The sequence below is a fragment of the Pseudomonas sp. Z3-6 genome, from assembly GCF_051131985.1.
Classification (GTDB): Bacteria; Pseudomonadota; Gammaproteobacteria; order Pseudomonadales; family Pseudomonadaceae; genus Aquipseudomonas; species Aquipseudomonas zanjanensis.
In genome coordinates, this window is sequence record NZ_CP071644.1 from 5,601,541 (window position 1) to 5,623,285 (window position 21,745).

A 21,745-nucleotide genomic window follows, 5' to 3' on the forward strand; every position below is an offset into this window, starting at 1 on the left:
GCCAAGACCTAAGAAAAACCCGAGTCATCACTGTGGGAGCGAGCTTGCTCGCGATAGCGGTAGTCCAGTTACAACCAAGTTGTATTGGCAGTCGTCATCGCGAGCAGGCTCGCTCCCACAATTGGATCGGAGTACAGCCGGAGGAACAGGCCGGCTTGCGGGCTCTTCAAAAGTGCTCCGCCGTCAGGGCGGAACCCTAAATAGCCGTTACCGTGGCAACGGATATACACCCAATCCCAAACTGGGTCCCCCCCGACCACCCATGTTAACCTTGCGCCCATCGCGGAAAAGCCGGGCCAATGCCCCTCCTTTTGCCCCACACCTTTCAACGAGCTTCCCTGACACCCATGAATACCGCCGTGAACGATCTGTCCTCCCACACGCCGATGATGCAGCAATACTGGCGCCTGAAGAACCAGCACCCCGACCAGCTGATGTTCTACCGCATGGGCGACTTCTACGAGATCTTCTACGAGGACGCGAAGAAAGCCGCCAAGCTATTGGACATCACCCTGACGGCACGTGGGCAATCGGCGGGCATGGCGATACCGATGTGTGGGATTCCTTACCACGCGGCGGAAGGTTACCTGGCGAAGCTGGTCAAGCTCGGCGAGTCCGTGGTGATCTGCGAGCAAGTCGGCGACCCGGCCACCAGCAAAGGGCCTGTCGAACGCCAAGTCGTGCGGATCATCACACCGGGTACAGTCAGTGACGAAGCCTTGCTCGATGAACGCCGGGACAACCTGATCGCCGCGGTGCTGGGCGACGAACGCCTGTTCGGCCTGGCGGTCCTGGACATCACCAGTGGCAATTTCTCGGTGCTGGAAATCAAGGGCTGGGAAAACCTGCTGGCGGAGCTTGAGCGGGTCAATCCGGTAGAGCTGTTGATTCCCGATGACTGGCCCAAAGACCTGCCAGCGGAAAAACGCCGTGGCGTACGTCGGCGGGCGCCGTGGGATTTCGAGCGCGACTCGGCGCTGAAAAGTCTCTGCCAGCAGTTCTCCACCCAGGATCTCAAGGGCTTCGGTTGCGAGAACCTGACCCTGGCCATCGGCGCGGCCGGTTGCCTGCTGGCCTACGCCAAGGAAACCCAGCGCACCGCCCTGCCCCACTTGCGCAGCCTGCGTCACGAGCGCCTGGATGACACCGTGGTGCTGGACGGCGCGAGCCGACGCAACCTGGAGCTGGACACCAACCTGGCCGGTGGGCGCGACAACACCTTGCAATCGGTGGTTGATCGCTGCCAGACCGCCATGGGCAGCCGCCTGCTGACCCGCTGGTTGAACCGTCCGCTGCGGGACCTGACGGTGCTGACAGCGCGCCAGTCATCCATTACTTGCCTGCTGGACCGCTATCGCTTCGAGCAGCTGCAACCGCAGCTCAAGGAAATCGGCGACATCGAGCGGATCCTCGCCCGTATCGGCCTGCGCAACGCCCGTCCCCGTGACTTGGCGCGCTTGCGCGATGCCCTCGGCGCGTTGCCTGAACTGCAGGTGGCGATGACCGACCTCGAAGCACCGCACCTGCAACAACTGGCACAAACCACCAGCACCTACCCGGAGCTGGCCGCGCTGCTGGAAAAAGCCATTATCGACAACCCGCCGGCGGTGATCCGTGACGGTGGCGTGCTGAAAACCGGCTACGACGCCGAACTCGACGAGTTGCAAGCGCTGAGCGAAAACGCCGGCCAGTTCCTGATCGACCTCGAAGCCCGGGAAAAAGCCCGCACCGGACTGGCCAATCTCAAGGTCGGCTACAACCGAATTCACGGTTACTTCATCGAACTGCCAAGCAAACAGGCCGAGCAAGCCCCGGCCGACTACGTCCGCCGCCAGACCCTCAAGGGCGCCGAGCGTTTCATCACCCCGGAACTCAAGGCGTTTGAAGATAAGGCGCTGTCGGCCAAGAGTCGCGCCCTGGCCCGGGAAAAGATGCTCTACGAAGCGCTGCTCGAGGATCTGATCAGCCAATTGCCGCCCTTGCAGGACACCGCCGGCGCCCTGGCGGAACTGGATGTGCTGAGCAACCTCGCCGAACGCGCGCTCAACCTGGACCTCAACTGCCCACGTTTCGTCAGCGAGCCGTGCATGCGCATCAGCCAGGGTCGTCATCCAGTGGTCGAGCAAGTCCTGACCACGCCGTTCGTGGCCAACGACCTGAGCCTGGACGACAACACCCGCATGCTGGTGATCACCGGTCCGAACATGGGTGGTAAATCCACCTACATGCGCCAGACGGCGTTGATCGTGCTGCTGGCCCACATTGGCAGCTTCGTCCCGGCGGCCAGTTGCGAATTGTCCTTGGTGGACCGCATCTTTACCCGGATCGGTTCCAGTGATGACCTGGCCGGTGGGCGCTCGACATTCATGGTGGAAATGAGCGAAACCGCGAATATCCTGCACAACGCCACCGAACGCAGCCTGGTGCTGATGGACGAAGTCGGCCGCGGCACCAGCACCTTCGACGGCTTGTCCCTGGCCTGGGCCGCGGCCGAACGCCTCGCGCACCTGCGGGCCTACACACTGTTCGCCACCCACTATTTCGAACTCACCGTGTTGCCGGAAAGCCAGCCGCTGGTGGCCAACGTCCACCTCAACGCCACCGAGCACAACGAGCGCATCGTCTTCCTGCACCACGTGCTGCCCGGCCCGGCCAGCCAGAGCTATGGCTTGGCGGTGGCGCAACTGGCCGGCGTGCCGAGCGAAGTGATCAGCCGTGCCCGCGAGCACCTGAGCCGCCTGGAAACCACCAGCCTGCCCCACGAAGCACCACGCCCGACCAAAGGCAAACCGGCCGCGCCACAGCAAAGCGACCTGTTCGCCAGCCTGCCGCATCCGGTGCTCGATGAACTGGCCAAGCTCGATGTGGACGACCTGACTCCGCGTCGGGCGCTCGAATTGCTCTATACATTGAAGACACGGATCTAACGCACAGGCTTTCAAGCTGTTAGAATCTCGCGCGGTTTGGGATGCTGCGGACTATTAGCCTGGTTCGCAGACTACCGCTCCCAAACCTCGCGACCCCGCCGTGAAGGGGCTTCGCGACAGCCGCCTGAGGAGAGAATTAGAAATGACCTTCGTCGTCACCGACAACTGCATCAAGTGCAAGTACACCGACTGCGTAGAAGTGTGTCCGGTGGACTGCTTTTACGAAGGGCCGAATTTCCTGGTCATTCACCCGGACGAGTGCATCGACTGCGCCCTGTGTGAACCGGAATGCCCGGCAAATGCCATTTTCTCGGAAGACGAAGTGCCGACCGGCATGGAGAATTTCATCGAGCTGAACGCTGAACTGGCGGACATCTGGCCGAACATCACCGAGAAGAAAGACGCCCTGCCGGACGCTGAAGAGTGGGATGGCAAACCAGGCAAGATCGCAGACCTCGAGCGCTGATCTTTCCGGCGTCACCAAAAGGCCCCTTGCGGGCCTTTTTTGCTTTTTCTGTCTCGCCCTGAAGAAAAATCGCGGCCCGAAAAAAGCCCCGGCGTTTTAGGCCAGGGCTTTCTTGCCCGGAACGGGGCTGATTACGACAGGTTGACTACTTCACACCAGTTGGAATGTACCGGACCCAGTGCCGGAGAACTCCCCACTAATGTTCGAGCCATATTGCGACGGATGAAGCATCACGGCCAACAGACGCGTCCCTTCAAAGAAGTACAGGGAGAGCGAACCTTGATTAATCGTTAATTGCAGCGACAACGGGACGTTGACGAGGTTCTCGGCATCAGGCACCGAGCCCAGCAGATAGAGATTGGAAATATCGACATTGGTACCCGTACCTGTCGCATAGCCGACAAACCGTACCTGGGTTCCTTGCTGAGGAGCGTCTGGTCCGATAATCGCGGGGGACGCAGTAATCTGGATGGTTTCGGAGTGAGGATAACAACTGCTACCGCAACCTTCGAAGCAGAAATAGCCGCAAATGTTCTGCGCGCATCCACAGCCACACAACGATTGTGGGTGCACCTTCTGATTGAGGACCTCTTGCAGCGCCGGCTTCTCACTCACAAGCGCTTGCATGCGCTTGATTTGTTCGTCAAAAGCAACTTGTGATTGCTTTTTGAGCGCATCGACTTGCTCAGGTTTTATGTCTTGAAGAGACAGTGTCATATCTAAATCCTTTTAGTTTTGCGGAAAGACCTGGAGACATCGTGTCTCACTGGGTTAGCTAACACGCCTTCCAGGAGTAGTTGCTGGATCACCCCACGAACCTTTCGACTCGCGGCCCGGTGTGCTCTAGAAAACCAAGAACGCTTACCCGGCAATCTTTGAATCAAAAAAAGGGGCGGTTTGACCCGCCCACATTTTTTCCCTAATCCCTTTAATCCTATTCATCGTCCTGATGAATCGCGTCCTGCGATGTCCTTCCGTTCCCATCGTCCTTGACGGGTGTGTCTGTCCGTCGACACAGGGCTGATATTAGTGTCTTCCCAGGCGAGTGCAACGCGGGTGATACAGGTGGCTTGCTCTGTCACACTATGTTCATCAACAAATTTTCCTTATAAATCAGTTAAATATAAAAAGATCACGGGATTTATAGCTGTCTGTCCTGGCGATGAGAAACCGATCGCTTACGCAACACTAGGCAAATGCTTACAAGCTGAACCTATAAATGGAGCTGGGTTGGGGAAACGATGCTTCAGATATGCAGAAGCATTCGAACCAGTCGTGATGTTCTATAGTTTTACGAGCGGGGGGTCAGGGGTGGTGTGTATATCCGTTGCTGCGGTAACGGCCACTTAGGGTTCCGCCCTTACGGCGGGTCACTTTTGGAAGAGCCGGGAGCCGGACCAGCCAAAAGTAACCAAAAGCGCTTTGCCCCACCACTCGGCACCTCGCCTAGGCTCGGTGTGCCCTCACTCCGGCATTGCTCCGTGGGCCGCCGCGAAGGGCCATCCATGGCCCAGCGCGGCTATCCCGGCATCCATGCCGGGATGCCCACTACGCAATGCCTGCGTTCGGCCAGCGTGGTTTAACGGGGCGTCCAGATCAAGATCAAGATCCAAAGCAAGAGCAAACGGGGCATAGGCCGGCACTTATGTGGCTGAGCCACCGCTATCGCGAGCAGGCTCGCTCCCACATTGGATCTACAGCGGACACAAAATTCATGTGCACCGCAAAACCTGTGGGAGCGGGCTTGCTCGCGAAGAGGCCAGCCCGTCCAACATCTTCATCGACTGTGACATCGTCTTCGCGAGCAGGCTCGCTCCCACAATAGGCCTGCAGCCAGACACGAGACTCATGGGCACCTGGATCACCTGTGGGAGCGAGCCTGCTCGCGATGACACCGGCACCTCCACATCACTGCAAACTGACACACCGCCTTCGCGAGCAAGCCCGCTCCCACAGGGGAAATGCGGTCTCACCAAGAACCAGGTCGGCGACAAGGCCACATCGTTTTTGAAACGGATATACCCCCAAACCCAAGCCCAAAAAAACGGCACTTCCCATTTCTGGGAAGCACCGCTTTTTCAAACTGCACAGCATCACCGCCAGCCAGGGCGCGTTTCTGCTGCACTTACCTCGGTGTTATTGAAACAACGACTCACTCGACAAGCCGTTCTTCTCCAGGATCTCCCGCAAACGCTTGAGACCTTCAACCTGGATCTGCCTGACCCGCTCACGCGTCAATCCAATTTCCAGCCCGACATCTTCAAGCGTGCTGCTTTCATGCCCCCGCAAGCCAAAGCGGCGAATCACCACTTCCCGTTGCTTGTCGGTCAACTCCGAGAGCCATTGGTCGATGCTCTGGGACAGGTCATCATCCTGAAGCAGTTCACACGGGTCAGTGGGCCGATCATCCGTGAGGGTATCCAGCAGGGTTTTATCCGAGTCCGGCCCCAGGGAAACGTCTACCGAGGAAACCCGCTCGTTAAGCCCAAGCATGCGCTTGACCTCACCCACCGGTTTTTCCAGCAGGTTGGCGATTTCCTCAGGTGAAGGTTCATGATCGAGTTTCTGGGTCAACTCACGGGCGGCCCGCAGGTAGACGTTCAGTTCCTTGACCACATGAATCGGCAACCGGATCGTCCGGGTCTGGTTCATGATCGCCCGTTCGATGGTCTGGCGGATCCACCAGGTGGCGTAGGTCGAGAAACGGAAGCCGCGCTCAGGGTCGAATTTCTCGACGGCGCGAATCAGGCCCAGGTTGCCCTCTTCTATCAGGTCCAGCAGCGAAAGCCCTCGATTGACGTAGCGTCGGGCGATTTTCACCACCAGGCGCAGGTTGCTTTCAATCATGCGTTTTCGACCGGCCGGGTCACCACTTTGCGACAGCCGCGCAAAATGAACTTCTTCCTCGGGGGAGAGCAGTGGCGAGAAACCGATTTCGTTGAGGTACAGCTGAGTGGCGTCCAGCGCCCGGGTGTAATCGATGTACTTATGTTGTTTAAGTGAAGCGGAGTGTTTGGATTTGGCACGAACGGAAGGTGGAGTCGCCCCTTCATCATTCGACATCGAATCCATAGCGATGCCGGTCTCCATAAGGAGAACCTCATCGTCGATGTCAAACTCCGGCACTTCTTTACTGAGAGCCATTGTTATAGTCCTTTGGTGAGTTCGACCTCAAGCTCGAGCGACGCCTTTATCCTTGGCAACGCTGGAGCCTGTTCCCTCTACGTGACGGAACAGGCTGACAATCAAATCAACGACGTGGCAGGAATTGCAGCGGATCGACTGGTTTACCTTGCCGGCGAATCTCAAAATGCAGTTTCACCCGGTCTGTTCCCGTTGATCCCATTTCGGCAATTGTCTGTCCGACCTTGACCTGCTGCCCCTCCCGAACCAACAGCCTGCGGTTGTGACCGTAGGCACTGACGTAGGTATCGCTGTGTTTGATGATGACGAGTTCGCCGTAGCCCCTCAAACCACTCCCGGCGTACACAACCGTGCCATCAGACGCAGCTAAAACAGGCTGTCCCAAATCCCCGGCGATATCAATTCCTTTATTCAAACTACCGTTTGAAGAGAATTTTCCAATGAGAACGCCATTAGAAGGCCATCCCCAGCCTGTCGGGGCGGGGCCTGCGGGAGGCATCGGAGCAGGGGTCGGTTTGCTCGCGACGGACGGTACGACAGCCGTTCCAGCCCCCGCTGGCCGGCGGATGACCGTGGTTTTGCTCGACGACGAAGGCGTCGAACCCGACTGCGTCACCACCGCGGTAGGCGTTGAACCGCTACGGCCATCGAAACGAATCGTCTGACCGGGGTGAATCGTATAAGGCGCAGGAATGTTGTTCCGTGCCGCGAGGGCCTTGTAGTCCCAGCCGTAGCGAAAAGCGATGGAAAACAGCGTATCGCCGCGACGGACTACATATTGGCCGGTCGTTACCGTAGGACGTTGAGGTGTTGCGCTGTTGCGATCGACAACCCGGACATTGCTCGACGGCGTACTGGAACAACCGACCAGCAAAGTGCTCAAGACAAGGCCAGTCACCAGGCGCTGAAAGCTCGTGATACCCATACGCTGCGCAATGACTGTGAGACTCACCCGCCGCTCCCTTTGTGGTGGCTGAAAAATTGGAGGCTGCCTGTCCAGGCAGCGTTCATACAAATATAGCTGGCGACGACTGCGCCTCTATTAATGAAGCGCAACTCACCACCGCACACGTTTGCTCGACGCCATTGGGCTCTGTTCAGCGAATCGATCCCGCTGTAAGACACAGGCGTGGCCACGGAATTCAGCGTCTGTATATAAATGCTCAGGCCAACGGCCCATTGAGTAACGGCACAAACCGAACCGCCCCCAGGACGTGTCGCGAAAAACCGTGTTCCTCGCGCACGATCAGCATCAGTTGCTGAACCTCGCCGGCACCCACCGGGATGACCAGCCGTCCACCGGGGGCGAGCTGATCCAACAGGGCTTGAGGCACGTCGGTCGCGACGGCGGTGACGATGATGCCGTTGTAGGGCGCCAAGGCCGGCCAACCTTCCCAGCCATCGCCCCAACGAAACACCACGTTGCGCAGGTTCAGCTCCACCAGGCGTTCCTTGGCGCGATCCTGCAAGACCTTGATCCGCTCCACGGAAAACACCCGCTCGACCAGTTGCGACAACACCGCCGTCTGGTAACCCGAACCGGTGCCGATCTCCATCACCTTGTCCAGCGGTCCCGCTTCCAGCAGCAACTCGCTCATGCGGGCCACCATGTACGGCTGGGAAATGGTCTGGTTGTGGCCAATCGGCAACGCCGTGTCTTCATAGGCGCGATGGGCCAGGGCTTCATCGACGAACAGATGCCGCGGCGTGCGGCGGATCACCTCCAACACTTGGGCGTTGGACAAGCCTTCTTCGTAGAGACGCTGGATCAGTCGTTCACGGGTGCGCTGGGAGGTCATGCCGATTCCACGGCGCAGCATATCGTCTTGCTCACGAGCCATCAGCGCAGCCCCTCCAGCCAGCCATCGAGACTTCGGAAGGCATCGTTGAAGGTACGGTCGAGTTGCAACGGCGTGATCGAGACATATCCTTGCATCACCGCATGGAAATCAGTACCCGGCCCGCCATCCTCGGCATCACCGGCGGCGGCGATCCAGTAACCGGCCTTGCCGCGCGGGTCGACGACGTGCATCGGTTTGGCGGCGCGGGCACGATGGCCCAGGCGCGTGAGTTGGATGCCACGGATGTGATCGAGCGGCAGGTTGGGGATGTTCACGTTCAGTACCGTGCGTGGCGGCAAGTCCAACTCGCCATGGGCTTCGACCAGTTTACGGGCGAAGTAGGCCGCGGTCGGCAAGTTATCGACCTGCCGGGAAACGAACGAAAAGGCGAACGACGGCTTTTCTAGGAAGCGACCTTCCAGGGCAGCGGCAACCGTGCCGGAATACAACACGTCATCCCCCAGGTTGGCCCCCAGGTTGATGCCCGAGGCCACCATGTCCGGCTCACGCTCCAGCAAGCCATTGAGGCCCAGGTGCACGCAATCGGTTGGGGTGCCGTTGAGGCTGATGAAGCCGTTGTCCAGATAGCAGGGATGCAAAGGACGGTCGAGCGTCAGCGAGCTGCTGGCGCCGCTTTTGTCCTGGTCCGGGGCGATGACCACGCACTCGGCAAAATCCGCCAGCGCAGCATAAAGCGCGGCAAGACCGGGTGCTGTCACCCCGTCGTCGTTAGAAATCAGAATACGCATGGGCTGTCCGTCTGCCCCACCGGCACCAGATCGACGAGTTCGCGCACCAAGACAGTGGCGAAACATCCGGCCGGCAGGACGAATTCCAGTTGCAGAATGTCAGGCGAGGGATAATGCCACGACAGCCCGCCAATGGGCAGTCGCAGGATGCGACGTTCGTGACTCATTCCCGCGTTTATCAACCAGTCGCGCAAATCCGCTTCGCCTTCTGCGATAGCCTGCTCCAACTCGAAGACCACGCCAGCGGCGGGCGAAGGTCCTTCGCCCCACTGCGGCCCGGTCGGGTGCAGGTCAAGAATCGCCAGGCGCGGATCGCTGCACTCAGCCTCCCCGGCGGGGAAAAAACTGCGGCTGTCGGTGAAGGCGAGTAGATCGCCTACCTGGGCACGCTGCCAGGTCCCGTCGGCGACCCGCGCCGCCAGCACCCGGTTGAACAGGAAACTGCGGGCGGTGGACAACAGCCGCGAGCGCACATTGCGCTGTTCCGGCAACGCCTTGCGCGCGGCCCAGGCACGGGCATCGACGACATTGCCGCCATCATGGCCGAAGCGCTGGGCGCCAAAATAATTGGGGATTCCCTGGCGGGCAATCTGTTGCAGCCGCGCGTCGATCGCCGCCACGTCGCCCTTGAATTGAGTCAGGCGCAAGGTAAAGCCATTGGCCGAGTGCGCACCGCGTTGCAGCTTGCGCCGATGGCGTGCGGTCTTGAGGATTCTCAGCGTGTCGTTCTCTGCCGCCGACAAGTCGGGATCGGCCTTGCCTGGCAATTGCACACTGAACCATTGGCGGGTCAGGGCCTGACGGTCCTTGAGCCCGGCATAGCTGACGGTGCGCAACGGCACGCCGGCGGCCTTGGCGATTCGACGGGCGGCCTCTTCGGTATTCAAGCCGCGTTTTTCAACCCAGATCCACAAGTGTTCGCCATCGCCGGTCAACGGGATGTCGAGCACTTCATCGACCTGGAAATCTTCAGCGCTGGCCTTGAGTACCGCGCTGCCCAACGACTCGCCGTAAGCCCGCGGCCCCAACAATTCCAGTTCGGTCATGGGCGCAGCAACAAGGCAACGGAGTGGACGGCAATGCCTTCTTCGCGACCGACGAAACCCAGCTTCTCGGTGGTGGTGGCTTTCACGTTCACTTGGTCCAGCTCAACTTGAAGATCCTCGGCGATCAACTGGCGCATCGCCTCGATGTGCGGGGCCATTTTTGGGGACTGAGCCACGATGGTGTTATCGACATTGCCGACTTTCCAGCCCTTGGCGTGGATCAGCGCGACCACATGGCGCAACAGCACACGGCTGTCGGCACCCTTGAATTGCGGGTCGGTGTCGGGAAAGTGCTTGCCGATGTCACCCAGGGCTGCGGCACCGAGCAGTGCATCGCTCAAGGCGTGCAGCAGGACATCACCGTCAGAATGCGCGAGCAGCCCGAAGCCGTGTGCGATCCGCACGCCGCCCAGAGTAATGAAGTCGCCTTCAGCGAAACGGTGAACATCGTAGCCGTGGCCAATACGCATAAAAAAACGCCCCGATTTTTGTCAGGGCGTGATTCTACCTGCATTAGGCGTTTAGAGCGCGCGCATGATGCTGCAAGTGGTCGTCAATGAAGCTGGCGATGAAGAAGTAGCTGTGGTCGTAGCCTGGTTGCAGGCGCAGCTCCAACGCATGATCGGCGGATTTGGCCGCCTGTTGCAACGCTTCGGGCTTGAGTTGGTTGGCCAGGAAATCATCGCGATCACCCTGGTCCACCAGCAATGGCAGCTTCTCCTGCGCCTCGGCAATCAATGCACAGGCATCCCATTCCCGCCATTTCGAGCGGTCCTCTCCCAGATAACGGGAGAAAGCCTTCTGGCCCCATGGGCAATCCATCGGGTTGTTGATCGGCGAAAAGGCCGACACCGAACGGTAACGCCCCGGGTTGCGCAAGGCGCAGACCAGCGCGCCGTGGCCGCCCATGGAGTGACCGCTGATGCCGCGTTTGTCCGAAGCCGGGAAATGCGCTTCGACCAGCGCCGGCAATTCCTGCACCACGTAGTCATGCATCCGATAGTGCCGCGCCCACGGATCCTGCGTGGCGTTCAGATAAAAACCAGCCCCCAGGCCGAAGTCCCAGGCATTGTCCGGGTCGCCGGGCACGTCGGCGCCGCGGGGACTGGTGTCCGGCGCGACAATGATCAGGCCCAGCTCGGCGGCCATGCGCTGGGCGCCGGCCTTTTGCATGAAGTTCTCGTCGGTGCAGGTCAGCCCGGACAGCCAATACAGCACCGGCAACTTGCCGCCCTGCTCCGCTTGCGGCGGCAGGTACACGGCAAACACCATGTCACAACCGAGCACGTCGGAACGGTGCCGGTAACGCTTGTGCCAGCCGCCGAAGCTTTTCTGGCAAGAGATATTTTCGAGGTTCATTCTTCACCTCAGCTGCAAGCGGCAAGCTTTAAGCTGCAAGAGAGGAGCATGCCCACTTGCAGCTTGTAGCTTGTAGCTTGCCGCTGCTCCTTAAAAATGAATGACGGTACGGATGCTCTTGCCTTCATGCATCAGGTCGAATGCCTTGTTGATATCTTCCAGGCCCATGGTGTGGGTGATGAAGGTATCCAGCGGGATCTCGCCCTTCTCGGCCATTTCCACGTAGCTTGGCAACTCGCTGCGACCACGCACGCCGCCAAAGGCCGAACCGCGCCAGACGCGCCCGGTTACCAACTGGAATGGACGGGTGGCGATTTCCTGGCCGGCCCCGGCCACGCCGATGATCACCGACTCGCCCCAACCTTTGTGGCAGCATTCCAGGGCGGCACGCATCAACTGGACATTGCCGATGCACTCGAAGGAAAAGTCCACGCCGCCGTCCGTCATGTCGACGATGACTTCCTGGATCGGACGGTCGAAGTCTTTCGGGTTGACGCAATCGGTGGCCCCCAGTTGCTTGGCGATTTCGAACTTGGCCGGGTTGATGTCAATGGCGATGATGCGCGCGGCCTTGGCCTTCACGGCGCCGATTACGGCCGACAGGCCGATGCCGCCCAGGCCGAAGATCGCCACGGTGTCACCCGGCTTGACTTTGGCAGTGTTGAGCACCGCGCCGATGCCGGTGGTGACGCCACAACCCAGCAGGCAGACTTTTTCCAGCGGCGCTTCTTTTGGAATCTTGGCGACGGAGATTTCTGGCAGCACGGTGTATTCAGAAAAGGTCGAGGTGCCCATGTAGTGGAAAATCGTCTGGCCCTTGTAGGAAAAGCGCGAGGTGCCGTCCGGCATCAGGCCTTTGCCCTGTGTGGCGCGAATCGCCTGGCAGAGGTTGGTCTTGCCCGACTTGCAGAATTTGCACTGGCCGCACTCCGGCGTGTACAGCGGGATCACATGGTCACCCACCGCCACCGAGGTCACGCCTTCGCCGATGGCTTCGACAATGGCGCCGCCTTCATGGCCCAGGATCGACGGGAAGATCCCTTCCGGGTCAGCGCCCGACAAGGTGTAGGCGTCGGTGTGGCAAACACCGGAAGCCACCACGCGCAACAGCACTTCGCCCGCCTTGGGCATGGCCACGTCGACTTCAACGATTTCCAGGGGTTTCTTGGCCTCGAAGGCAACGGCAGCGCGCGACTTGATCATCCGGATTCTCCAGCAAATAAAAACAAGACCGGGAGTGTAATCCTCCGCCGGACAATGAATAATCCAGCCAAAAGCAAAACATTATTGCTGTATAGGGATAATCCTGCATGTCTGATAACCGCTGGGAAGGCATCGACGAGTTTGTCGCCGTGGCCGAATGCAGCCAATTCACTGCCGCCGCCGAACGCCTCGGGGTGTCGTCTTCCCATATCAGTCGACAAATCGTACGGCTTGAAGAGCGCCTACAGACGCGCTTGCTCTACCGCAGTACCCGCCGCGTGACACTGACCGAAGCCGGACAAACCTTTTTGCAGCATTGCCAGCGCTTGCAGGACGGACGCGAGGAAGCACTGCGAGCCGTCGGCGACCTGACCAGTGAGCCCAAGGGCATGCTGCGCATGACCTGTGCCGTGGCCTATGGCGAGCGGTTTATCGTGCCGCTGGTGACACGGTTCATGGGGCTTTATCCGCAGCTGCGGGTCGACATCGAGCTGAGTAATCGCCCTCTGGATCTGGTGCATGAAGGCTTGGACCTGGCGATTCGCCTTGGTCGCTTGCAGGACTCGCGCCTGGTCGCCACGCGCCTGGCACCGCGACGCATGTACCTGTGCGCCTCACCCTCTTACCTGGAACGCTACGGCCGCCCCCATAGCGTGTCGGAGCTGAGCCGCCACAATTGCCTGATCGGCAGCTCCGACATCTGGCAACTGGAGCAGAACGGGCGGGAGTTTTCCCAGCGAGTACAGGGGAACTGGCGCTGCAACAGTGGGCAAGCGGTGCTCGACGCGGCGCTGCAAGGGGTGGGTTTGTGCCAATTGCCGGACTATTACGTGCTGGAACATTTGCACAGCGGTGCGTTGATCTCGCTGCTGGAGGCGCATCAACCGCCGAATACGGCCGTCTGGGCACTGTATCCGCAGCAGCGGCACCTATCGCCGAAGGTGCGCAAGTTGGTGGATTATTTGAAGGGGGGGTTGGCTGAGCGGCCTGAATATCGGGGTTAGGCCAGTTTCTGCCCGGAGTTTATCCGGTGCCTGCATGATCGCCTTCGCGAGCAAGCCCGCTCCCACATTGACCCTGTGTCTGGCCACACTCTTATGATCAACATAGACCTATTGTGGGAGCGGGCTTGCTCGCGAAGGGCGCGACGCGGTGTTCGAACATAGATAGGAATTTACTAGCGACGATTCGCCCACCGCTGACGCAACCACTCCAGGTCTTCCGGCCGGGTGACCTTGATGTTGTCCGAGCGCCCTTCAATCAACCGAGGCGCCTGCCCCGCCCATTCCATGGCAGAGGCTTCGTCGGTAATCACCGCATCCGCCACCAGGCTGTCAGCCAGGGCCCGATGCAAGGCACCGAGGCGGAACATCTGCGGCGTGTAGGCTTGCCAGATCACGCTGCGATCAACGGTTTCCAGCACACGGCCATGCTTGTCGACGCGCTTGAGGGTGTCGCGCGCCGGGACGGCCAGCAGGCCGCCAACCGGGTCGTTCGCCAACTCGCTAAGCAATGTGTCCAAGTCGTCTCGGGACAGGTTGGGCCGGGCGGCGTCGTGCACCAGCACCCAATCGAAATCATCGGCGCCCTGCTCGTGAAGATGCAACAAGGCATTGAGTACAGAATCCGAACGTTGCTCGCCACCGTCGACGCGCTGGATGCGTGTGTCGTTGGCACAGGCCAGGGTCGGCCAGTAAGGATCGTCGTGGGCAAGGCTGACCACCACACCCTTGACGGTGGGGTGATCGAGGAAACAGCCGAGGCTGTGTTCAAGAATTGTGCGTCCGCCCAACTGCAGGTATTGCTTGGGACGGTCGGCGGCCATCCGGGCACCAACGCCCGCGGCGGGAATCACGGCCCAGAAGGCCGGTAGACGAATGCTCATTGGGCCAACTGGTAGAGGGTTTCGCCCTCCTTGACCATGCCCAATTCATGGCGAGCCCGCTCTTCAACGGTCTCCATGCCTTTTTTCAACTCGGTCACTTCGGCGTCCATCACCCGATTACGTTCCAGCAACGCCTCGTTCTCAGCGTGTTGATCGGCAATTTGCTGAGTCAGGTCGGCCACTTGCGCCAGGCTGCCATTACCCACCCACAGGCGGTACTGCAGGCCGGCCAGCAACAGGAGCAAGACAAGAAACAACCAATTGGGACTGCGCATCGAATATCAGGTATCCAGTGAAAAAAGACCGCCATGCCAAACTTTGAAGCGTCTGATAGCACGAAGCCTGGAGAACCCAGGCTTGTGCTTGATAAGGCATCAGGTTAGAGGCAAAACCGCCGTCATGGCGACCTTTACGACCTAACCCGCTGTCTTTTTACCATTTACCGCTTAACCGCGAAACTCGGCGCGACCGTTGTACTTGGCCTTGCCATTCAACTGCTCTTCGATACGCAGCAGTTGGTTGTACTTGGAAACGCGGTCGGAGCGGCACAGCGAACCGGTCTTGATCTGGCCTGCCGCGGTGCCCACGGCCAGGTCGGCAATGGTCGAATCTTCGGTTTCACCGGAGCGGTGGGAGATCACGGCGGTGTAGCCGGCAGCCTTGGCCATCTGGATGGCCTCCAGGGTTTCGGTCAGGGTGCCGATCTGGTTGAACTTGATCAGGATCGAGTTGGCGATCTTCTTGTCGATGCCTTCTTTCAGGATCTTGGTGTTGGTCACGAACAGGTCGTCACCCACCAGTTGGGTCTTCTCGCCGATCTTGTCGGTGAGGATTTTCCAGCCGGCCCAGTCGGACTCGTCCAGGCCGTCTTCGATGGAAATGATCGGGTAGCGTTCGGTCAGGCCCTTGAGGTAGTCGGCGAAACCCTCGGCGGTGAACACCTGGCCTTCGCCGGACAGGTTGTACTTGCCGTCTTCGTAGAACTCACTGGCGGCGCAGTCCAGGGCCAGGGTGACGTCGGTGCCCAGCTTGTAGCCAGCATTGGCCACGGCTTCGGAGATCACTTTCAGCGCGTCTTCGTTGGACGCCAGGTTCGGTGCGAAACCGCCTTCGTCGCCAACGGCGGTGCTCAGGCCACGGGCTTTCAGCACGGCCTTGAGGTGATGGAAAATCTCGGTGCCCATGCGCAGGCCTTCGGAGAAGGTCTTGGCGCCAACCGGCTGCACCATGAATTCCTGGATGTCGACGTTGTTATCGGCATGCTCGCCGCCGTTGATGATGTTCATCATCGGCACCGGCATCGAATAGACACCTGGGGTACCGTTGAGGTTGGCGATGTGGGCGTACAGCGGCAGGTCCTGGTCCTGGGCGGCGGCCTTGGCGGCGGCCAGGGACACGGCGAGGATTGCGTTGGCACCCAGGGTGGCTTTGTTCTCGGTACCGTCGAGCTTGATCATCGCGTGATCGAGGGCTTTCTGGTCGGCAGGATCCTTGCCCAGCAGCAGTTCGCGGATCGGACCGTTGATGTTGGCAACGGCTTTGAGCACGCCCTTGCCCAGGTAACGGCTCTTGTCGCCATCACGCAGCTCCAGCGCTTCGCGCGAGCCAGTGGAAGCACCGGACGGCGCGCATGCGCTGCCGATGATGCCGTTGTCGAGAAGCACGTCCGCTTCAACAGTGGGGTTGCCACGGGAGTCGAGAACTTCACGACCTTTGATGTCGACGATTTTTGCCATTGTTGTAAACACTCCAAAGTTGACTAGACGTTGCAGAAAACGTGCTCGCTCTCAGTTGCGATTCAGCCAAAAGAGACCGAATGGGAGCGCTTCGCGCTCCAGCGGGAGCAAGCTCCCTCGCCACAGCAAGCCATGCTCCCACAAGAGCAGTGCGGCCAGCGGGCCAGAGCGATAATCGAGCGGTACTTTACCGGAGAAAACCGCGTTACGCGGTTTCTATCGTCGGAAAACCCTTGACCAGCTCATCCAGCGACTTGAGCTGAGACAGGAAAGGTTCCAGCTTGTTCAAGCGCAAGGCACAAGGGCCGTCGCACTTTGCGTTGTCAGGGTCAGGGTGGGCTTCAAGGAACAGGCCAGCCAGGGACTGGCTGATACCGGCCTTGGCCAGGTCGGTGACCTGGGCACGACGACCACCCGCGGAATCGGAGCGACCGCCAGGCATTTGCAGCGCGTGGGTCACGTCGAAGAACACCGGGTACTCGAACTGCTTCATGATGCCGAAGCCGAGCATGTCCACCACCAGGTTGTTGTAGCCGAAGCTCGAACCCCGCTCGCAGAGGATCAACTGGTCGTTGCCAGCCTCCTCGCACTTGCTCAGGATGTGTTTCATTTCCTGGGGCGCGAGGAACTGGGCCTTCTTGATGTTGATCACCGCGCCAGTCTTGGCCATCGCGACCACCAGGTCGGTCTGGCGCGACAGGAAGGCCGGCAACTGGATGATGTCGCAGACCTCGGCGACGACCGCGGCCTGGGCAGGCTCGTGGACGTCGGTGATGATCGGCACGCCGAAGGCTTGCTTGATGTCCTGGAAGATGCGCATGCCTTCTTCCAGGCCCGGGCCACGGTAGGACGTCACGGACGAGCGGTTGGCCTTGTCGAAACTGGCCTTGAACACATAAGGGATCCCCAGTTTCTGGGTGACCTTCACGTACTCCTCGCAGACCTGCATCGCCATGTCGCGGCTTTCCAGTACGTTCATGCCGCCGAACAGCACCATGGGCTTGTCGTTGGCAATCTCGATATCGCCGACGCGGATGATTTTCTGGGCCATCGTCTTATGCCTTTTTCTGGTGTTGAGCCAAAGCGGCCTTCACGAAACCGCTGAACAACGGATGACCGTCCCGTGGCGTCGAGGTGAACTCGGGGTGGAACTGGCAGGCGACGAACCATGGATGGTCCGGGGACTCGACCACTTCCACCAGCGCGCCGTCACCGGAGCGACCGGAAATCTTCAGGCCGGCCTCGATCAGTTGTGGCAGCAGGTTGTTGTTCACTTCGTAGCGATGACGGTGACGCTCGACGATCACATCCTTGGCGTAGCAATCGTGCACCTTGGAGCCGGCTTCGAGCAGGCATTCCTGGGCACCGAGACGCATGGTGCCGCCCAGGTCCGAGCTTTCGGTACGCACTTCCACGGCGCCGGTGGCATCTTCCCACTCGGTGATCAGGCCGACGACCGGGTGGCCGCTGGCGCGATCGAATTCGGTGGAGTTGGCGTCTTTCCAGCCCAGCACGTTACGGGCGAACTCGATGACCGCCACTTGCATGCCCAGGCAGATCCCCAGGTAAGGCACCTTGTTTTCACGAGCGTATTGCACGGCGGTGATCTTGCCTTCCACGCCCCGCAGGCCGAAGCCGCCCGGCACGAGGATCGCATCGGCGCCTTCGAGCAGGCCGGTGCCCTGGTTCTCGATGTCTTCGGAATCGATGTAGCGCAGGTTGACCTTGGTGCGGTTGCTGATACCGGCGTGACTCATCGCTTCGATCAGCGACTTGTAGGCGTCCAGCAGCTCCATGTACTTGCCGACCATGGCGATGGTGACTTCGTGTTCCGGATTGAGCTTGGCATCGACCACGGCGTCCCATTCGGACAGGTCGGCGCCGGCACACTGCAGGCCGAAACGCTCGACGACGAAATCGTCCAGGCCTTGGGAATGCAGGATGCCCGGGATCTTGTAGATGGTGTCGGCGTCTTCCAGGCCGATGACCGCGCGCTCTTCGACGTTGGTGAACTGGGCGATCTTGCGGCGCGAAGAAATGTCGATCGGGTGATCGGAGCGGCAGATCAGCACGTCCGGCTGCAGGCCGATGGAACGCAGCTCCTTGACGGAATGCTGGGTAGGCTTGGTCTTGGTTTCGCCGGCGGTGGCGATGTACGGCACCAGTGTCAGGTGCATCAGCATCGCGCGCTTGGCGCCGATTTCGAAACGCAACTGGCGGATGGCTTCGAGGAACGGCTGGGACTCGATATCGCCCACGGTACCGCCGATTTCCACCATCGCCACGTCGGCGTCGCCGGCACCCTTGATGATGCGGCGCTTGATTTCGTCGGTGATGTGCGGGATGACCTGGATGGTCGCGCCCAGGTAGTCACCACGACGCTCCTTGCGCAGGACGTGCTCATAGACACGACCGGTGGTGAAGTTGTTGTTCTGGGTCATGGTCGTGCGGATGAACCGCTCGTAGTGGCCCAGGTCCAGGTCGGTCTCGGCGCCGTCGTGGGTGACGAACACTTCACCGTGCTGGAACGGGCTCATGGTGCCCGGGTCGACGTTGATGTACGGGTCCAGCTTGAGCATGGTGACCTTAAGTCCCCGCGCCTCCAGGATGGCCGCCAATGAAGCCGAGGCAATGCCTTTCCCCAATGAAGAAACAACACCGCCCGTGACGAATATGTAGCGCGTCATGAAAAACCCTAGAAGTCTGCGTTAAAGCGGTCCGAGCCGCCGGGGAAAGCGAAGGAAGGCCGAAGCCCCCGATCACCTGCATTAATCACAGTGCACCTTTCAAAAAAACCGCCGCGTTGGGACAGACCGGAAGTGAAATCACCGGTACGTTGCTCGCTACACATTTTTTGGAATCGCCCAGCAAAGACTGCTTGGTAATCGGCAACTCCTGCAATTCAGGCGAATCCACAGAAGTTGTATCAAGAAGGGAGCGTAGTCTACCGGAAAGCCCCTTTCAGCTCAAACCCAGATCTTGGTTTCCTGGCGTCCAGATCAATTGCCAACTGCCATCAGCCTGTGCATCGAGGCCGGCCAGGTTGGCCACCGCCAGCAATTGCTCGCCCTGATAGAGCAGCGGCAATCGGTCGCGAACGAACGCCGGCACGCCCTTTTCGTTGAGCAAACGCTTGAGATCACGATGACCACGGCCAGGTAGTACCATCACTTCGCCGCCTTGACGATAGCGCACGCTAAGCGGTCCCGCAGGCGGCTTGCCGTTGAGCAGCAGCTGCCCGTTGCCCGGCAAGCGCAGCGCAACCGCCGGATCCGCCCAATCGACGGCGCCTGGCGGCGAAGACAGCCAGTGGTCGGATAACCACCAGACCCGCCCGCCGGCCCGGTGCAATTCGCCACCGGCCAGGCGCCAGACTGGCCGGGAATCGTCCGCGGCATCGCGCAACGAATCCCAGCTCGCCCAGTGATCGCTGTCGGGCAGCAGGGTCAGCGGCGCCAGCCAGTGGCTCAAGGCATTGCGCTGACGGGCCGGCGACAACGCCCGCAAAGGCGCCAGCGCCAGGGATTGCAGCCCAAGCCAGTCGAACGCACACGGGGTGGCGGCCTGGGCCAGGTCGATCCGCGCCAAGTCGTCCAGCAAGCCTTGGGCCTCGCCCATGTGCGCTGCGCCGCGAGCCAGGGTTGACGAGGCCTGCGGCCAGTGCTCGGCCAGCATCGGAAAAACCCGCTGGCGCAGGTAATTGCGCGCGTACCGGTGATCGTCGTTGGACGGGTCGTCGATCCAGCTCAAGCCTTGCTGCGCCGCATAGGCTTCCAGCTCCAAGCGGGACACATCGAGCAACGGCCGCAGCAGATGCCCCTGGCCCAATGGCCGCTGCCGTGGCATCGCCGCCAGCCCCCTCACCCCCGCCCCCCGCAGCAGGCGAAACAACAGGGTCTCTGCCTGATCATCACGATGTTGGGCGGTGAGCAGCACTTCATGACTGCCGATCGCCGCGACGAAGGCGGCGTAACGCGCCTCGCGGGCAGCGCGCTCGACACTGGCGCCGGGACGCACGTGTACATTCACCACGTCCAACGGCACGCCCAGGGCCGCACAGACCGAACGGCAATGCTCCGGCCACGCATCGGCCACAGCCTGAAGGCCGTGATGCACATGGATGGCGCTCAGCGCGGGCAAGGCGTGGTGTTGCGAAAGGGTCGCGAGCAGGTGCAACAGGACGGTGGAGTCGAGACCACCGGAGAAGGCGATGCGCCAGGTGGCGGCGTTGCGCCAGGGAATGAGCTGGGTCAGCAGGCGGCTTGGCAGATCGTTGCTTGCGTTCATCGGTCTCAGCCTTGGCACAAATCAAATGTGGGAGCGGGCTTGCTCGCGAAGGCGGTAAATCAGTCAACACATGGGTTGAATGTTAAACCGCTTTCGCGAGCAAGCCCGCTCCCACATCGGCTCCCCACAACTGCTGGAGGCTTGGTCAGATCAGAGACCGTAGCTCATCAACCGCTCATAGCGACGGGTCAGCAGCGCGTCGTTGTCGAACTTCTTGAGCATCGACAGCTGCGAACTCAGCTCCGCACGAATCAGCGCTGCGGCTGCGGCTGGGTCGCGATGGGCGCCGCCCACTGGCTCGTTGATCACTTTATCAACGATGCCCAGCCCCTTGAGACGCTCGGCGGTAATGCCCATGGCTTCGGCGGCATCCGGCGCCTTTTCGGCGGTTTTCCACAGGATCGAGGCGCAGCCTTCCGGCGAGATCACCGCGTAAGTGGAGTATTGCAGCATGTTCAGCTGGTCGCAGACACCGATGGCCAACGCACCGCCGGAACCGCCCTCGCCAATCACGGTGGCGATGATAGGGGTTTTCAGGCGCGCCATGACGCGCAGGTTCCAGGCAATCGCTTCGCTCTGGTTGCGCTCTTCGGCATCGATGCCTGGGTAGGCACCCGGGGTGTCGATGAAGGTCAGGATCGGCATCTTGAAGCGCTCGGCCATTTCCATCAGGCGGCACGCCTTGCGGTAGCCTTCCGGACGCGGCATGCCAAAGTTACGGCGTACCTTCTCACGCACTTCGCGACCTTTCTGATGACCGATGACCATCACCGGCTGGTCGTCCAGGCGGGCAACGCCGCCGACGATCGCGGCGTCGTCGGAGAAGTGACGGTCGCCGTGCAGCTCATCGAACTCGGTGAAGATGTGGTCGATGTAGTCCAGGGTATAGGGACGACGAGGGTGCCGCGCCAGGCGGGCAATCTGCCAACTGGTCAGCTTGCCAAAGATGTCTTCGGTCAGCGTGCGGCTTTTGTCCTGCAGACGAGAGATTTCATCGCCGATATTCAGCGAATTGTCATTACCGACCAAGCGCAACTCTTCGATCTTGGCTTGCAGGTCGGCGATCGGCTGTTCGAAATCTAGAAAATTCGGGTTCATAGGC

The 21,745-nt window shown here is 60.4% G+C and carries 19 protein-coding genes; 3 read left to right on the plus strand and 16 right to left on the minus strand.

Going from position 1 to position 21,745, the window contains the following annotated elements; translation table 11 throughout:
- Window positions 1–359 precede the first annotated feature (359 nt).
- The gene (gene mutS / locus J3P88_RS24380; protein WP_434572064.1) at window positions 360–2,927 is read left to right on the plus strand and encodes a DNA mismatch repair protein MutS; all 2,568 of its coding nucleotides are present in this window, start codon (window positions 360–362) and stop codon (window positions 2,925–2,927) included.
- A gap of 142 nt (window positions 2,928–3,069) precedes the next feature.
- On the plus strand, window positions 3,070–3,393 hold the full coding sequence (fdxA, locus tag J3P88_RS24385) for a ferredoxin FdxA (protein ID WP_181289193.1): 324 nt from the start codon (window positions 3,070–3,072) through the stop codon (window positions 3,391–3,393).
- Between the two features lie 150 nt (window positions 3,394–3,543).
- Here fdxA and J3P88_RS24390 read toward each other — a convergent pair whose 3' ends face one another.
- From J3P88_RS24390 to J3P88_RS24430, 9 genes are all read right to left on the minus strand, one after another.
- Window positions 3,544–4,110, minus strand: a complete 567-nt coding sequence (locus tag J3P88_RS24390; RefSeq protein WP_186705516.1) for a hypothetical protein — start codon at window positions 4,108–4,110, stop codon at window positions 3,544–3,546.
- Window positions 4,111–5,529: 1,419 nt separating this feature from the next.
- Complete coding sequence (rpoS, locus tag J3P88_RS24395) at window positions 5,530–6,537, minus strand: RNA polymerase sigma factor RpoS (RefSeq protein ID WP_003198289.1); 1,008 nt, start codon at window positions 6,535–6,537, stop codon at window positions 5,530–5,532.
- A 106-nt stretch (window positions 6,538–6,643) separates the two neighbouring features.
- On the minus strand, window positions 6,644–7,489 hold the full coding sequence (locus tag J3P88_RS24400) for a peptidoglycan DD-metalloendopeptidase family protein (RefSeq protein ID WP_186705515.1): 846 nt from the start codon (window positions 7,487–7,489) through the stop codon (window positions 6,644–6,646).
- 211 nt (window positions 7,490–7,700) lie between these two features.
- The gene (locus J3P88_RS24405; RefSeq protein ID WP_170862085.1) at window positions 7,701–8,336 is read right to left on the minus strand and encodes a protein-L-isoaspartate(D-aspartate) O-methyltransferase; all 636 of its coding nucleotides are present in this window, start codon (window positions 8,334–8,336) and stop codon (window positions 7,701–7,703) included.
- Between the two features lie 41 nt (window positions 8,337–8,377).
- Window positions 8,378–9,127: a 5'/3'-nucleotidase SurE gene (gene surE, locus J3P88_RS24410; RefSeq protein WP_186705514.1), complete on the minus strand. Its 750-nt coding sequence runs from the start codon at window positions 9,125–9,127 to the stop codon at window positions 8,378–8,380.
- Window positions 9,115–10,173, minus strand: coding sequence for a tRNA pseudouridine(13) synthase TruD (gene truD, locus J3P88_RS24415; protein ID WP_434572067.1), 1,059 nt, complete (start codon window positions 10,171–10,173; stop codon window positions 9,115–9,117). Before truD ends, surE begins: the two co-directional genes overlap by 13 nt.
- On the minus strand, window positions 10,170–10,643 hold the full coding sequence (ispF, locus tag J3P88_RS24420; RefSeq protein WP_186705512.1) for a 2-C-methyl-D-erythritol 2,4-cyclodiphosphate synthase: 474 nt from the start codon (window positions 10,641–10,643) through the stop codon (window positions 10,170–10,172). The genes truD and ispF overlap by 4 nt, the downstream gene beginning before the upstream one ends.
- Window positions 10,644–10,686: 43 nt before the next feature.
- Entirely contained in the window at window positions 10,687–11,532 is an 846-nt protein-coding gene (fghA, locus tag J3P88_RS24425; protein WP_434572069.1) for an S-formylglutathione hydrolase, read from the minus strand.
- 90 nt (window positions 11,533–11,622) lie between these two features.
- Window positions 11,623–12,735 (minus strand): S-(hydroxymethyl)glutathione dehydrogenase/class III alcohol dehydrogenase, encoded by a 1,113-nt coding sequence (locus tag J3P88_RS24430; protein ID WP_434572071.1) that lies wholly within the window; start codon window positions 12,733–12,735, stop codon window positions 11,623–11,625.
- A 107-nt stretch (window positions 12,736–12,842) separates the two neighbouring features.
- Between J3P88_RS24430 and J3P88_RS24435 the strand changes: the two genes are divergently transcribed.
- Window positions 12,843–13,739: a LysR substrate-binding domain-containing protein gene (locus J3P88_RS24435; RefSeq protein WP_186705509.1), complete on the plus strand. Its 897-nt coding sequence runs from the start codon at window positions 12,843–12,845 to the stop codon at window positions 13,737–13,739.
- A 173-nt stretch (window positions 13,740–13,912) separates the two neighbouring features.
- Here the strand turns inward: J3P88_RS24435 and ispD are convergent, their stop codons facing one another.
- From ispD to J3P88_RS24470, 7 genes are all read right to left on the minus strand, one after another.
- Window positions 13,913–14,620 carry a 2-C-methyl-D-erythritol 4-phosphate cytidylyltransferase gene (gene ispD, locus J3P88_RS24440; protein ID WP_186705508.1) on the minus strand — a complete coding sequence of 236 codons (708 nt, stop codon included), beginning with the start codon at window positions 14,618–14,620 and terminating at the stop codon, window positions 13,913–13,915.
- Window positions 14,617–14,895 carry a cell division protein FtsB gene (gene ftsB, locus J3P88_RS24445; RefSeq protein WP_003184873.1) on the minus strand — a complete coding sequence of 93 codons (279 nt, stop codon included), beginning with the start codon at window positions 14,893–14,895 and terminating at the stop codon, window positions 14,617–14,619. The genes ispD and ftsB overlap by 4 nt, the downstream gene beginning before the upstream one ends.
- Window positions 14,896–15,066: 171 nt before the next feature.
- Window positions 15,067–16,356: a phosphopyruvate hydratase gene (gene eno / locus J3P88_RS24450; protein ID WP_013692387.1), complete on the minus strand. Its 1,290-nt coding sequence runs from the start codon at window positions 16,354–16,356 to the stop codon at window positions 15,067–15,069.
- A gap of 205 nt (window positions 16,357–16,561) precedes the next feature.
- Window positions 16,562–17,407: a 3-deoxy-8-phosphooctulonate synthase gene (gene kdsA / locus J3P88_RS24455; RefSeq protein WP_053118876.1), complete on the minus strand. Its 846-nt coding sequence runs from the start codon at window positions 17,405–17,407 to the stop codon at window positions 16,562–16,564.
- A 4-nt stretch (window positions 17,408–17,411) separates the two neighbouring features.
- Window positions 17,412–19,043: a CTP synthase gene (locus tag J3P88_RS24460; protein WP_003184880.1), complete on the minus strand. Its 1,632-nt coding sequence runs from the start codon at window positions 19,041–19,043 to the stop codon at window positions 17,412–17,414.
- Between the two features lie 274 nt (window positions 19,044–19,317).
- A complete protein-coding gene (gene tilS / locus J3P88_RS24465; protein WP_434572075.1) occupies window positions 19,318–20,643 on the minus strand; it encodes a tRNA lysidine(34) synthetase TilS in 1,326 nt (441 codons plus the stop codon).
- 150 nt (window positions 20,644–20,793) lie between these two features.
- On the minus strand, window positions 20,794–21,741 hold the full coding sequence (locus J3P88_RS24470) for an acetyl-CoA carboxylase carboxyltransferase subunit alpha (RefSeq protein ID WP_053182408.1): 948 nt from the start codon (window positions 21,739–21,741) through the stop codon (window positions 20,794–20,796).
- Window positions 21,742–21,745 lie beyond the last annotated feature (4 nt).